Genomic DNA, 14,076 nt, shown 5'->3' with positions numbered 1-14,076 from the left:
TATGAAAATCACCGGATTCAAGGACTGGAAGATCCTCACCAAGATTCTCAGCATCTCCATTGCCACCGTTGTGCTGCTCATCCTCGGGGTGCTCTTTTACGTGCTCCCCTACATGGAAAAGAACCTGATGAACGAGAAGATCACCGCTACCAAAGGGGTGGTCGACGTGGCCTACTCGGTTCTGGAGAGTAACCTCAACGACGTGAAGAGGGGGAAAACTACCCCGGCCCAGGCCCAGGCAAACGCTCTCAAGGAGATCGGGGAGCTCAAGTACCACGGCAGCGAGTATTTCTGGATCAGCGACCTCGACACCAAGATCCTGTCACACCCCAAGGCGGACATGGTGGGCAAGCTGCAGACCGAGACCAAGGATCCCACCGGGAAGAAGCTCTTCGTCGAGTGCGCCAACGTCTGCCGCGAGAAGGGCGAAGGGGTGGTGGATTACCTCTGGGCGAAGCCGGGCTCCAGTGTCCCGGTACCCAAGGTTACCTACGTGAAGCTCATGAAGGATTGGGGCTGGGTCGTGGGGAGCGGCATCTACGTCGACGACGTGAAAGCGCAGGTGGCGAAGATGCGCTGGCAGATCCTGGGGGGGACGCTCCTGCTCTCCCTGGTGGTTTTCGTCTTCGCCTGGCTGGTGGCGCGCCGCATCAAGCTGGCCCTGGACCTGGCGATCACCGCCTCGCAGCGCATCGCCTCGGGCGACCTCACCGCGCACCTGACCGTGGAGAGCAAGGACGAGACCGGCCACCTGATCGGCTCCCTTAAAGAGATGAACGAAGGACTCGCCCGCATCGTCGGGGAGGTGAGAAACGGCTCCGACTCCATCGCCACGGCGACCGAGGAGATCGCCGCCGGCAACGCCGACCTCTCGCAGCGCACCGAAGAACAGGCAAGTGCCCTCGAGGAGACCGCTTCCTCCATGGAGGAACTCACCTCGACGGTGAAGCAGAACGCGGACAACGCCCAGCAGGCGAACCAGCTGGCCATCAACGCAAGCGGCGTGGCGGTCAAGGGGGGCGAGGTGATCAACCGGGTGGTGCTCACCATGGAAAGCATCACCGACAGCTCGAAGAAGATCTCCGACATCATCGGGGTCATCGACGGCATCGCCTTCCAGACCAACATCCTGGCGCTCAACGCCGCGGTCGAGGCGGCCCGGGCCGGTGAGCAGGGGCGCGGTTTCGCGGTCGTGGCGGCCGAGGTGAGAAGCCTCGCCCAACGAAGCGCCGCCGCAGCCAAGGAGATCAAGGCCCTCATCGAGGACTCGGTGGGCAAGGTACAGGACGGCAGCCGCCTGGTCGAGGAGGCCGGCCGCACCACCCAGGACATCGTGACCAGCATCAAGCGGGTGACCGACATCATGGCCGAGATCTCGGCGGCCTCCGTCGAGCAGTCCAGCGGCATCGAGCAGGTGAACATCGCCATCACCCAGATGGACGACGTCACCCAGCAGAATGCGGCCCTCGTGGAGCAGGCTGCCGCCGCGGCCGAATCCCTGGAAGACCAGGCCCGCCAGATGGTGTCGGTGGTGGCGCGCTTCAAGCTCGAGGAGGGTGTGCGCAGCGAAGCGTCTCCCGCAGCGACACCGCGCAAGGTGACCCGCTCCGGAGGAACCCTGCAACGGCCCAAGCAGGGCGAGAAAAGGCCGGCCCAGGCACCGGTGCCGCGTGCGGCCCGCATCGACGCGCGTCCGGCTGTTGCGGTGGAAGCGGCCGACCTCGACGACGACTGGAAAGAGTTCTGAAAGCGCTCGCCGCCACATTGAAGCTTCTGGGAGCCCAGGACCTGGAGCAGGAGACCAAGGGGAGCGCCTTCGACACATCGGGCGAAGGCACTCCCCTGCACTTCGAGTTCGCACAGGAGGATTTCCAGCGGGTCCGCGAGCTCATCCACCAGATGGCCGGCATCTCCCTCTCCCCCGCGAAACGGGACATGGTGTACAGCCGACTGGCCCGCCGCCTGCGTGCCCGGGGGATGCAGAACTTCACCGAGTACCTCGACTACCTGGTCCAGGGGGACGTGCAGGAGATCGAGGCCTTCATCAACGCCCTCACCACCAACATGACCTCCTTTTTCCGGGAGCCGCACCACTTCAGGATCCTCGCGGACCGGCTGGCCGAGCAGCGCGACAGCACCGTCTCCATCTGGACCTGCGCCTCATCGACCGGCGAGGAGCCCTATTCCATCGCCATCACGGTCCTGGAGGCGCTGAAGAGCTACCGGCACCAGCCGCGCATCCTGGCGACCGACATCGATACCAACGTGCTGGCCACCGCGCGGCGCGGCGTCTACCCGCTGGATCAGCTCGCCAAGCTTCCGGCCGAACAGCTGCGGCGCTTCTTCTTGAAGGGCGAGGGGAAGAACCAGGGGTTCGCCCGGGTGCGCGACGAGGTGAAGCAGCTGGTGAGCTTCAAGCGCCTGAATCTGTTGGAGGAGACCTGGCCGATGCGTGGCAGATTCGACTTCATCTTCTGCCGCAACGTCATGATCTACTTCGACAAGCCAACCCAGTACGCCCTCCTGAAACGGCTGGCAGGCTACCTCAAGCCGCACGGCCTGCTCTTTGTCGGCCACTCCGAAAGCTTCCACCACGCCTCCGACCTCTTCCAGATCTGCGGCAACACCATGTACACGCTGAAATAAATCGGGTTCTGCACGCTACGCTCTACGTTCCAGGTTCTAAGCCCTGATTCCAGGAGCCAGGTCAGGTTTGCATTTTGCGTTCTCCGCGTTCCAGCTTCTAAGTACGGACAGCCCGCCAGATTACCTAACCCCAATACATATCCACGCCTCACAGCCTGTCCAGGTAAGAGCAATCCCCACTTCACGACATGGTGCGTAGGACAAAGAACCTATAATTTTCAAAGGTTTCAGTTTCCTTCATTTCTGCCGATAGATCACTGAAAAGCCACACGCGGCCTTTTTTTTGGCCGTTTTCGGAAAGGTCCCATGGTCAAAGAACAGCAACACGATAGTCACGGCTACTACGACCCCGACCTGCAGACCCAGGTCGTAAAAATACTCCCCGGTGAGTTCTACGCCACCAGCGAGCCGACCACCGCCATCGCCACCCTGCTGGGGTCCTGCGTCTCGGTCTGTCTCTTCGACCCGGTCTGCAAGGTGGGCGGGATGAACCACTTCATGCTCCCGGAGCTCTGGCATGGTACTGCCCGGAGTCGTTGCGAGACCCCCGACGGCTCCTGCAGCGACCAGTGCTCGGCTCGCTACGGCTCCTGCGCCATGCGCAAGCTCCTCAAGAAATTGGAGCAGCTCGGCGCCAGCCTCCCGCGACTCGAGGCCAAGGTGTTCGGGGCAGGACGGGTGCTGGCCCGGGTTACCGACATCGGCGACAAGAACGCCTCCTTTGCCCTGGGCTACCTCGAGGAGCGCGGCATCCGGGTGCTGGCCCAGGACCTGGGCGCCAAGTGTCCACGCAAGATCGTCTTTTTCCCCACAACCGGCCGGGTGCTCGTGAAACGACTCCGGGACCTGCCGGCAGGAGTGCCCTGATGCCCATCAAAGTCCTCGTCGTCGACGATTCCGCCCTGATCCGGGCGCTTTTGAGCGAGATCATCAACGCCCAGCCCGACCTGGAGGTGGTGGGGACCGCACCGGACCCCCTGGTGGCGCGCGAACGGATCAAGGCGCTCAACCCGGACGTCCTCACCCTGGACGTCGAGATGCCCAAGATGGACGGGCTCGCCTTCCTGGAGAAGCTGATGCGGCTCAGACCCATGCCGGTGGTGATGGTCTCCTCGCTCACCGAGGCAAGCTGCGAGATTACCCTGAAGGCCCTGGAACTGGGTGCCTTCGACTTCGTCACCAAGCCCAAGCTGGACATCCGCAGCGGGATGCTGGAGTACGCCGAGGAGCTCACCTCGAAGATCCGCAGCGCGCACCAGGCGGGTCTCAGGCGCCCCTTGACCCCGCGCAGCGGCTCCGTTGCGGCGCCGATGCGCAAGCTCACCGCCGATGCCGTGCTCCCGACCAACCACCTGCACTTCTCCACCACCGAGAAGGTCATCGTGGTGGGGGCCTCGACCGGGGGCACCGAGGCACTGAAGACCTTTCTGGCGGCACTAGCGCCGGACTGCCCCGCGATCCTGGTCACCCAGCACATGCCGGAGGCCTTCACCCGCGCCTTCGCCGCGCGCCTCAACGGGCTGTGCGCCATGGCGGTGAAGGAGGCCGAGCACGGCGAGCGGCTCATGCCGGGACACATCTACGTGGCGCCGGGCAACCGACACCTGCTGTTGTCCCGAAGCGGGGCGAACTACACGGCAACCCTCTCCGACGGCCCGCCGGTGAGCCGGCACCGCCCTTCGGTCGACGTCATGTTCCGCTCCGCAGCCAACTGCGCCGGCAGCAACTGCCTGGGGGTCATCATGACCGGCATGGGCGACGACGGGGCCGCCGGCATGCTGGAGCTGCACAACGTCGGCGCCCGCACCCTGGCCCAGGACGAGGAGAGCTGCGTGGTCTTCGGCATGCCCAAAGAAGCTATCGCCCGGGGCGGGGTCGACGAGATCGTCGCGCTGGACGAGCTGGCAAACCGCCTGCAGGCCTGGCTCGCCACGCAGGGTAAGCGCAGTTTCCGGGTCTGATACGGCCCCCCAGGAGTACCGGTACGTGCGCACGCAAACCACCAAGATCGCCAACGCTACCTTAAGTGCCGCCCTGGTCATCGTCATCTGTCTGACGATCGCCACCGAGGTCGTGCTGAAGCAAATCCGCATCGAGGAGACCCAGGAAGCGGCCGAGGTCCAGGACCACGCGCTCAAGCTCTTCTGGGAACTGTACCTGGCCAGGGGTACCAACTGGAGCGTGCAGGGGCGCGACCTCATGGTGGGGAGCTACCGGGTGAGCGGGAGCCAGGCGGTCCCGGACCGGGTCAAGGCGATCACCGGCAGCACGGCCAGCGTCTTTCTGGACGGCACCCGCGTGGCCACCAACGCCTTCTATCCCACCGGGCGCCGGGCCCAGGTGACCCGGATGCCAGCCGACATCTACACCAGCGTGGTCGGTCGAGGCAAACCGTACCGCGGGGAATCGCTGGTTCTGGGCGAAAAGTTCCTGTGCGCCTACGACCCGATCCGGGACCGGCACGGCAACGTGATCGGAGCCTTGGCGGTGGGGGCCCGGGCCGGCGACTACCTGGTCCCCTACCGGCGCACCGCGCTGCGCATTCGCGCCATCAACACCGTGCTCACCTGCATCTTCATCCTGTGCGCCTTCCTGCTGTTGACCGAGCGCAGACGGGCCCAGGAAAGGATCGAAAAACAGCTCGATTTCCTGCAGGTGATCATCGACGCCATTCCGGCCCCGGTCTTCTACAAGGACGCCGCCGGGATCTACCTTGGGTTCAACAAGATCTACGAGGAGTACATCGGGCTTTCCCGCGAACAGATGCTGGGAAGGTCGGTCTTCGAACTGTGGGCCCCCGATGCCGCCGAGATCTTCCATAAGATGGACCAGCAACTCTTTGCCGCGCCGGGGGTGCAGACCTACGAGACCTCCGCGGTTCGCCACTCGGACGGCACCCACCACTCGGTCATCATGAACAAGGCCACGTTCCACAACCCCGATGGGAGCCTCGGGGGGCTCGTGGGGGTGATGCTCGACATCACGGAGCGCAAGGCGGCCGAGGAGGAGACCCGCAACGCCTACCGCAAGCTGGCGGACATCCTCGAGTTCCTCCCCGACCCGACCTTCGTGGTGGACCAGGAGCGGCGGGTCATCGCCTGGAACCTGGCCATCGAGGAGCTGAGCGGTGTCGGCAAGGAGCAGATCCTTGGTAACGGCAACTACGCGTACGCGGTCCCTTTCTACGGGGTACGCCGCAAGATGCTCATCGACCTCCTGGAGGACCCTCCGGAGACCCAGGAAAGCTGGTATGCCGGCATCACCAGGAGCGGCGAGACGCTGAGCGCGGAGGCCTGGCTCGGGCTCCACAACGGCGAGCGCTACCTCTGGAGCGCGGCTTCGCCCCTCTACGACCTGCAGGGAAACCAGGTGGGGGGAATCCAGACGGTGCGCGACCTGACCGACGTGCGGCTGGCCGAGCAGGAACGGCACCGGCTGGAGATGCAGCTTAAGCACTCCAACATGATCGAGTCGCTCTTGACCCAGTTAAGCCACGACCTGCGCACCCCGCTCACCCCGCTGTTCGCCCTGCTTCCCATGGTGCGCCGTCATGTTAAGGACCCCAAGCTGGAGCGCATGGTCGCCCTGTGCGAGGAGTCGGTGCAGCAGATCCAGGGCCTCACCGTCAAGGCCCTCGACCTGGTGCGGCTCTCGGGTGCCCAGCAACCGGTGCAGCTGAGCCCCGTCCCGCTCGCCGGTATCGCCCGCGTCTCGCTGCACGGCTGCGCGGCCTCCTTCGAGCAGCGCGGGGTGACCTGCCTGAACGAGATCGACCCGCAGCTGAGCGTCTTCGGCCAGCCTGAGCAGCTCGCCCTGCTCTTCGACAACCTGCTCAGCAATGCGGCGCGCTATGCGGCAGACTGCGGCTACGTCCGGATCCAGGCGAACCGGACTGAAGAGACCGTCACGGTAGCGGTCCACGATGACGGCCTGGGGCTGGAGCCGGGACACTGCGAGCTCATCTTCCGGGAATTCTACAAGGTCGACGCGGCGCGCCACGACACCAAGACCCAGGGGCTGGGGCTTCCCATCTGCAAGACCATCGTCATGAACCACCAGGGGAGGATCTGGGCCGAGAGCCCGGGGCTCAGCCGGGGCACCACCATTTTCTTCACCCTGAAGGCAGTCGAGGCTTAAAGGGCCCACGAGGGAACCGACATGAATAACGGCGTAATGATCGTCGACGACAACGAGCACATCAGGCAATCGGTACAGATGATCTGCGAGTTCGAAGACCTGGACCTGGTTTGCGCAGCGAGCGGCCAGGAGTGCCTCCAGCAGCTGCAGTCCGGGTTTCGCGGGGTGATCCTGATGGACATCATGATGCCCGAGATGGACGGCTGGCAGACCATCAGGGAGATCGTGGAGCAAGGGCTCTACCGCGGCAACCTGATCCTGATGCTGACCGGGATGGGGCAGCCCGACTCCCGGATGGACGGGCTGCAGGAGTACGTGACCGACTACCTCACCAAGCCGTTTGGACCGGACCAGCTGGTCGACGCGCTGAGGTACTACCTGAACCTGGTTGAATCCTGAGCGTGCCCATGAAAGCCAAACATATCGTCGTTATCGGAGTTTCCACCGGCGGCCCCATGACGCTCAAGGCCCTGTTCAACGAGCTCCCCCCGCTCAATGCAGCCTTTCTCGTGGTGTTGCACATAACACCGGAGATGGATTTCCGGATCGCCCAGGGGATCGCGGCCAGCGCCTCGATGCCGGCCGAGCTCGCGCAGGACGGCGCGTTCATGAAGTCGGGCCACATCTACCTGGCGCCGGGCGGCTACCACCTGAAGGTGGAGGGGAACCACCGCTTCGCGCTCTACACCGGGCCGCGGGTGAACTACGTGCAGCCCTCGGTCGACGTCACCATGTTCTCCTTCACCCGGCAGTCGGCAGGGCAGCTGATCGGGGTCATCCTGACCGGGATGGGGCGCGATGGGGCCCTGGGGCTCAAGCACATGAAGGAGATCGGTGCGACCACCATCGCCCAGGACCAGAAATCTTCGGTGATCTACGGCATGCCGAAAGCGGCCCTGGAGACCGGCGCGGTGGACTACGTCCTCCCCCCGCTGGGGATCGCGACCAAGCTGGTGGAACTTCTGGGGGGGGGCTGACAAGGGGACAGGCACCTGACGGAGCCAGTCCCCGGTCTCCTAGCGCCCCTCGATCTGCTGAAGGAGAAAGTCGGCGAAGGCACGATTGGCGCGGGAGAGGTAGACCTGCTTCTTCCAGGCGATCAAAAGATCGAGGTACAGCGGCGGGTCGAAGGAGACGGCGGCCAGGTCCTGGTCGGCGCTCACCACCATGCGCAGGAAGATGGAGATGCCGGTGCCGTTACGCACCAGCGACTTCACGAGCGAAAAGAGGTTGGTTTCGAAGACGATGTTCGGCGCGGCCCCCGTCCCCTTCAGGACATCCAGGAAAAACTCCCTGATGTAGTACCCCTCCTTGTAAAAGACCAGCGGCTCGCGGATGAACTCGGCAAGGGTCACCGAACTGCGCTGCGCGAAGGGGTGGTCCAGCGGGACGCAGACCACGATCTCCTCGCGCAGGAAGCGGCGCACCTCCAGGTTCTCCGGAAAGCTCTCACCCGCCACCACCCCCATGTCCAACTCGCCCTGGGCGATCAGCTTCTGGATGCGGCCGGCCCCCTCTCCCAGCACCGACAGGGAGAGCTCCGGGTAACGGCGCTGGAAATCCCTGATGATATCGGGAAAGAAGTAGGCGCTGATCATGGGCGGAATGCCGATGCGCACCTCCCCCTTGGTGAGCCCGCGCAGCTCCCCCATCTCCTGCTCGGCCGCCTGCAGATCGTCCAGGATGCGCTGGGCGTGGGGCAGGAAGATCTCCCCCTCAGCCGTGAGCGAGACCTTCTTGTCCTGCCGGTTGAAGAGGGTCAGTTCGAGCTCCTCCTCCAGCTTCCTGATGGCCATGCTGACCGCAGGTTGCGCGATGTGCAGGGTTTCCGCCGCCTTGGTGAAATTCCTCGCCTTAGCCACTTCCAGAAAATACCTGAGCTGCCGCACATCCATGGCACACCCCCGACCATATATTTTATTTATCAAAACAATAATTATTATATATTTTTCTTATCCTAAAACAAGAGCTATAGTCACCAGGACCGAAGCAACAACCTCAGCAAAAGAAGGACCTATGGGCTCCGTAACCAGTGGCACCAAACGCTACCGCCAGATCAACCTCGCCTTCTTCATGGCCGGGTTCGTCACCTTCATCACCCTGTACGACGTGCAGCCCCTGCTGCCGGTCTTTTCCAGGGAGTTCGGGCTGCCGGCCGCCTTGGGGAGCCTGCCGCTTTCGGTGACCACCTGCAGTCTGGCCGTTTCCATGCTTTTCGCCGGAACCATTTCCGAAACCTTCGGCCGCAAGCGGGTCATGGTGGCATCACTCGTCACCACCTCGCTTTTGGCCCTTTTGACCTCCTTCACCCACAGTTTCCTGCCGCTCTTGGTGCTGCGGCTCTTGCAGGGGATCGCGCTCGCGGGCCTCCCCGCCATTGCCATGGCCTACCTGAGCGAGGAGATCGCGCCGGCCTCTCTGAGTTCGGCCATCGGGCTCTACATCAGCGGCAACGCCATCGGCGGCATGACCGGACGGATCTTCACCGCCACCATGACCGAGTGGTCCAGCTGGCGCGTGGCGCTCGGGGTGATCGGGGTCGGCTGCCTCCTGCTCAGCGTCTTCTTTGCCTGGTCGCTCCCCCCCTCCGCCAACTTCACCCGGCGCAGCTTCCAGGTGCGCTACCTGTTCAGCTCGCTCTTCAAGCAGCTCAAGGATCCCGGGCTGCGCTACCTCTACGGGATTTCCTTCCTGGTCATGGGCGGGTTCGTGACGCTGTACAACTACATCACCTTCCGGCTCCTGGCGCCCCCCTTCTCGCTGGGGCACTCGGCGGTGAGCTGGATCTTCCTGGTGTACCTGTTGGGATCCTTCAGTTCGTCGATGATCGGACGACAGGTGGAGCTGTTCGGGCGGGAGCGGATGATCTACCTCTCCATTGCGAGCATGGTGGTAGGCGCGCTGATCACCTTGTCGGGGGACGTGACCACCATCGTGGTGGGGATAGGATTTCTGACCTGCGGATTTTTCGGAGCCCACACCATCGCCTCGGCGTGGGTCGGGAGCCGGGCGCGTAGCGCGCGTGCCCAGGCGGCCTCCCTGTACCTCTTCAGTTACTACCTGGGTTCCAGCGTTTCCGGGACGGCGGGGGGGCTTTTCTGGAGCGAGTTCGGCTGGCACGGCGTGATCTGCCTGATCATCGCAGTGTTGCTGCTGGCGGTGTGTTGCGTGAGAAGGCTCGTGAGGATCTGTGAAAGCGAGTCAGGCACCGAGGCCGTAGCAGGCCTCGAGGCGCTGCGCAGCTAGTACAGGGATACAGCAGATAACTGCACAACCACAAAGAACAACCCCAACGAACAGGGATACATGGGATAAAGGGGATAACAACGAAGCAATTAAGCCACCCCCCCTGATTTTCCAAAAGAGCCCGCCGTCTCGCCTTTCAGGACCCTCCAGGTTTTATCCCGTGTATCCCATTCATCCCTGTTCGTTCGGTGTTGCCTCCTGGGATTACCTTCTCATTCATCCCTGCTCAAGTTTTCTTGCCGGCCACCGATAGATGCACCATGAGGTTGCAACGCAAGGAGTACATCATGTCGGATCTGATTCGTGTAGCTGATGGAGTCGCCATACCTGTCGAGATGCTGTCCACCTGGGAGCGCCTGTGCGAGTACGCCACGGTCTACGGACCGGAGTTCGAGGCGGACGTCACGCGCCTGGGACTCAACCTGCGCCCGCTGTTCAGCCTGAACCAGTCCATCGGCGGCGAGCAGGCCATCTCGTTCGAAACCGCCACCTCGTCGAGCCTGCAGTTCTCCCTCCGGCCGGACATCTACCGCGCCATGGTGGGCGGCGTGAACAACTAGCGGCCCCGGCCGCCTCCCCTACCCCGAGGCTGTCCCCTTCAGCCCCTCCCGGTACCGATCCCCCACGAACTTGATGTGGTCGCGCAGCACGTAGAACTGCTCTGCGTAGGCCAGGGGCATCTTCATCTTGTTGACCTCCGCCTCGATGTCGTCCAACCGCTTGAGCAGCGCCGCGCGCTCCTCGACGGAGGGATTGGCCAGAATGCTGCGCTCCAGCGCGATCAGGTTGCCGTACCAGCGGTAGATGCGCGACTTGATGCGCCAGCTGTACACCGCCGGCACCAGCTTGAGCCCGGGGATCAAGACCACCACGATAGGAATGACCACCACGATGAGACGGTCGGCCAGGGTCGCCAGCCAGAACGGGAGCACCCGGTAGAAAAAGCTCTTGCCGGAATTGTAGTAGCGCTTGGCGTCGGCACTGATCGGGAACTCGTGCTCGAGCGGCGCCGGGAAATCGCCCGCCTTCTGCATCAAGGTCGCCTTGCCGTGCACCTCGCGCGCCGCCTCGATCAGGAGATCGGAAAGCGCCGGGTGCAGATCGCTGCGCGCCACCAGCTCCGCGGTCGGCCCCATCAGGTGGATGTCCTCGGGCGGCATGTTCTTGCCGAAGTCGAACACCCCCATCGGCAGGTCGAGTTTCTCCAGGTACTGGTAGCGCCGGGCAAAGCCCGGGGCCTGCGGAAAGTTGAGCAGCCGGATCCCCGGGGTCCAGAGCAGCTTGCGCATCACGGCCGGGGTCGCCGAGTCCCCCATGAGGAACGCGGCGTCCACCGTGCCGTCGATGAGCGCCTGCGAGGCCGCCTCTCCGCCGAGGTCCACGAGCTGGGTCGCCCCGCCCGGCTCGATGCCGTTCGCCTTCAAGACGGTGAGCGCCAGCACCCTGGTGCCGCTCCCCGGGAGCCCGATGGCGATCCTCTTGCCGGTAAAACCGGAGAGGAGCTGTACCGGCGCGTCGGTACGGTAGTACACCAGCATCGGCACGTGGAAGACACTCCCCAGGGAAACCAGCTTGTCGATATTCACCCCCTGGGTAACGCCCCCCTGTACGAAGCCGACATCGACCTGGAATTTGGGATCACTCAGGCGGCGCAGGTTGTCCAGCGATCCTCCGGAGGTGAGGATCTTCAGCTTCACGCCGTTGCGGGCCAGGATCTTCTGGTATTTCTGCGCCGTCACCAGGAAGTTGCTCCCCTCGGGACCGCTGGTGATGGTGATGGTGTTGGGAGGCGCGGGGCGCAAGAGCCAGTAGGCGGCCCAGATCGCCACCAGGGTAAGGAGCACCAGCGGCCCCACCGTCACCATCAGGTCCCGGACCGAGACCCCGACGAAGCGCGCCATGGGGCGCACCGCCGCGAAGTTACGGAACTGCTTCTTCTCTTCCATGACAAACCTCTCTCACCGCAAAAACTTTCAGGATGCAGTAACGCTCTTTACGACACATAAATGAACCAAAGGCACAAAATAACCGGACCGAAACTACCTGGGCCTGGACGAGACGACACTCCCGGCGGCCATTTTTCCCTGCCATTTTAGCAACTTAACTGACCACAACCAACCCCTCAACGACTTTCCGACAAAAAAGAGCCTAAAACACAGAACTGCATTTTTATGACATAGGTCAAGGCCTAAGGAAGTGGATGCCGCTATGGTGTCCTCAACAAACGGCCACCAACTCCCATTAAAGGTGCTGCCGGAGCAAGACCCGAGAGAGATTACCACACTCCGGACCACCCGGGATACAGGAGACCTGAATGAAGAACAAGATCATGAGCTGGCTTGGTTTAGCCAAAGAAACTACCACCCCTAACACTAATGCCAAGGAGGCAACGATGGAAAACATGTTTTGCTACCAGTGTGAGCAGGCAGCCAACGGTGGCTGCTCGAAAGTAGGCGTTTGCGGCAAGCAGCCGGACGTGGCCGCCCTGCAGGACCTTCTGGTCTACACCATGAAGGGGATCGCCTTCTGGGCCGACAAGGCACGCGCCAAGGGCGCCAAGAACTCCGACATCGACCGCTTCATGCTGGACGGCCTCTTCACCACGGTTACCAACGTCGACTTCAGCGCCGAAGAGATCGCCAAGCTGGTCCGCAAGGGCGCCGAGAAGCGCACCCAGGCACAGGCCCTCTTCGAACTGGCCAACGGCGGTGCCTTTGCCGGTGAGGTTCCCGAAGCCGCAAAACCGTTTGCCGCTGCCAGCACCGCTGAACTGGTCGCCCTGGGCGCTCAGCACGGCGTGAAGGACCCCTCCATCGACCCGGACGTGAAATCGGTCCAGGAGATCCTGATCTACGGCATGAAAGGCTACGCAGCCTACGCTCACCACGCCCTGGTGATCGGCCTCGAGAACGACGAGATCTACGCCTTCACCCACAAGGCACTCTCCGCGACCCTCGACAAGAGCCTGGGCCTCATGGACTTCGTCGGCCTCTCCATGGAGTGCGGCCGCATCAACCTGGTCACCATGCAGCTTCTGGACAAGGCCAACACCGACAGCTTCGGCCACCCGGTACCGACCCCGGTACAGCTGGGTACCAAGGCAGGCAAGGCGATCCTGGTCTCCGGCCACGACCTGCGCATGCTCGAGGAGCTGTTGAAGCAGACCGAAGGCAAAGGGATCAACATCTACACCCACGGCGAGATGCTGCCGGCGCACGGCTACCCGGGTCTCAAGAAGTACGCCCACCTGGCCGGCAACTTCGGCGGTGCCTGGCAGGATCAGGCGAAGGAATTCGTCAACTTCCCCGGCGCCATCATCTTCAACACCAACTGCATCCAGCGTCCGGCTGAAAGCTACAAAGACCGCCTGTTCACCTGGGGCCTCGTACAGTGGCCCGACGTCAAGAACATCGACGGTTGGGACTTCTCCCCGGTCATCGAGAAGGCGCTCGCCCTGCCGGGCTTCGAAGAGAACCCGGGCAAAGAGATCCTCACCGGCTTTGGCCACAACGCGGTGCTCGGCGTAGCTCCCCAGGTCATCGACGCAGTGAAATCCGGCGCTATCCGTCACTTCTTCCTGATCGGCGGTTGCGACGGTGCTAAGAGCGGCCGTAACTACTACACCGAGTTCGCTGAGCAGGTCCCCAGCGACTGCGTGATCCTGACCCTGGCTTGCGGCAAGTACCGCTTCAACAAGCTCGACTTCGGCGACATCGGCGGCATTCCGCGCCTTCTGGACGTCGGTCAGTGCAACGACGCCTACTCCGCGATCCAGATCGCCGTGGCCCTGGCCGGTGCCTTCAACTGCGGCGTGAACGACCTGCCGCTCTCCATGATCCTTTCCTGGTACGAGCAGAAGGCAGTGGCGATCCTCTTGACCCTCCTGCACCTGGGCATCAAGAACATCAAGCTGGGACCCAGCCTCCCGGCCTTCATCACCCCGAACGTCTTGAACTTCCTGGTGGAGAACTTCAACATCGCCCCGATCGGCACCGCCGAAGAGGACCTGAAGCAGATCCTCGGCTAAGAAAGCAGGCAGCACCCATC

At 63.2% G+C, this 14,076-nt stretch carries 12 protein-coding genes; 10 read left to right on the top strand and 2 right to left on the bottom strand.

What is annotated here, in order from left to right; genetic code table 11:
- Position 1: 1 nt before the first annotated feature.
- The 7 genes from H7688_RS16135 (at position 2) to H7688_RS16105 (ending at position 7,760) form a co-directional block, all read left to right on the top strand.
- Complete coding sequence (locus tag H7688_RS16135; protein WP_183362213.1) at positions 2-1,747, top strand: methyl-accepting chemotaxis protein; 1,746 nt, start codon at positions 2-4, stop codon at positions 1,745-1,747.
- Positions 1,748-1,764: 17 nt separating this feature from the next.
- Positions 1,765-2,646: a CheR family methyltransferase gene (locus H7688_RS16130; protein WP_246329835.1), complete on the top strand. Its 882-nt coding sequence runs from the start codon at positions 1,765-1,767 to the stop codon at positions 2,644-2,646.
- A gap of 306 nt (positions 2,647-2,952) precedes the next feature.
- Complete coding sequence (locus H7688_RS16125) at positions 2,953-3,513, top strand: histidine kinase (RefSeq protein WP_183362212.1); 561 nt, start codon at positions 2,953-2,955, stop codon at positions 3,511-3,513.
- Positions 3,513-4,607, top strand: a complete 1,095-nt coding sequence (locus H7688_RS16120; protein WP_183362211.1) for a protein-glutamate methylesterase/protein-glutamine glutaminase — start codon at positions 3,513-3,515, stop codon at positions 4,605-4,607. Before H7688_RS16125 ends, H7688_RS16120 begins: the two co-directional genes overlap by 1 nt.
- Positions 4,608-4,632: 25 nt before the next feature.
- Entirely contained in the window at positions 4,633-6,783 is a 2,151-nt protein-coding gene (locus tag H7688_RS16115) for a PAS domain S-box protein (RefSeq protein WP_183362210.1), read from the top strand.
- A 21-nt stretch (positions 6,784-6,804) separates the two neighbouring features.
- Positions 6,805-7,182, top strand: coding sequence for a response regulator (locus H7688_RS16110; protein WP_183362209.1), 378 nt, complete (start codon positions 6,805-6,807; stop codon positions 7,180-7,182).
- Positions 7,183-7,190: 8 nt separating this feature from the next.
- On the top strand, positions 7,191-7,760 hold the full coding sequence (locus tag H7688_RS16105; protein ID WP_183362208.1) for a CheB methylesterase domain-containing protein: 570 nt from the start codon (positions 7,191-7,193) through the stop codon (positions 7,758-7,760).
- 39 nt (positions 7,761-7,799) lie between these two features.
- Here H7688_RS16105 and H7688_RS16100 read toward each other — a convergent pair whose 3' ends face one another.
- Positions 7,800-8,678 carry a LysR family transcriptional regulator gene (locus H7688_RS16100; RefSeq protein ID WP_183362207.1) on the bottom strand — a complete coding sequence of 293 codons (879 nt, stop codon included), beginning with the start codon at positions 8,676-8,678 and terminating at the stop codon, positions 7,800-7,802.
- Between the two features lie 121 nt (positions 8,679-8,799).
- Here H7688_RS16100 and H7688_RS16095 point away from each other — a divergent pair, with 121 nt between their 5' ends.
- Both H7688_RS16095 and H7688_RS16090 read left to right on the top strand, forming a co-directional pair.
- On the top strand, positions 8,800-10,029 hold the full coding sequence (locus H7688_RS16095; protein WP_183362206.1) for an MFS transporter: 1,230 nt from the start codon (positions 8,800-8,802) through the stop codon (positions 10,027-10,029).
- A 287-nt stretch (positions 10,030-10,316) separates the two neighbouring features.
- Positions 10,317-10,589, top strand: coding sequence for a hypothetical protein (locus H7688_RS16090; protein WP_183362205.1), 273 nt, complete (start codon positions 10,317-10,319; stop codon positions 10,587-10,589).
- An 18-nt stretch (positions 10,590-10,607) separates the two neighbouring features.
- Here H7688_RS16090 and H7688_RS16085 read toward each other — a convergent pair whose 3' ends face one another.
- Positions 10,608-11,975 carry a TAXI family TRAP transporter solute-binding subunit gene (locus tag H7688_RS16085; RefSeq protein ID WP_183362204.1) on the bottom strand — a complete coding sequence of 456 codons (1,368 nt, stop codon included), beginning with the start codon at positions 11,973-11,975 and terminating at the stop codon, positions 10,608-10,610.
- 446 nt (positions 11,976-12,421) lie between these two features.
- Here H7688_RS16085 and hcp point away from each other — a divergent pair, with 446 nt between their 5' ends.
- Complete coding sequence (hcp, locus tag H7688_RS16080; RefSeq protein WP_281379500.1) at positions 12,422-14,056, top strand: hydroxylamine reductase; 1,635 nt, start codon at positions 12,422-12,424, stop codon at positions 14,054-14,056.
- Positions 14,057-14,076 lie beyond the last annotated feature (20 nt).

The organism is Geomonas limicola, assembly GCF_014193675.1.
In the GTDB taxonomy this organism is placed as follows: Bacteria; Desulfobacterota; Desulfuromonadia; order Geobacterales; family Geobacteraceae; genus Geomonas; species Geomonas limicola.
This window is presented reverse-complemented; position numbering and strand designations above follow the sequence as displayed.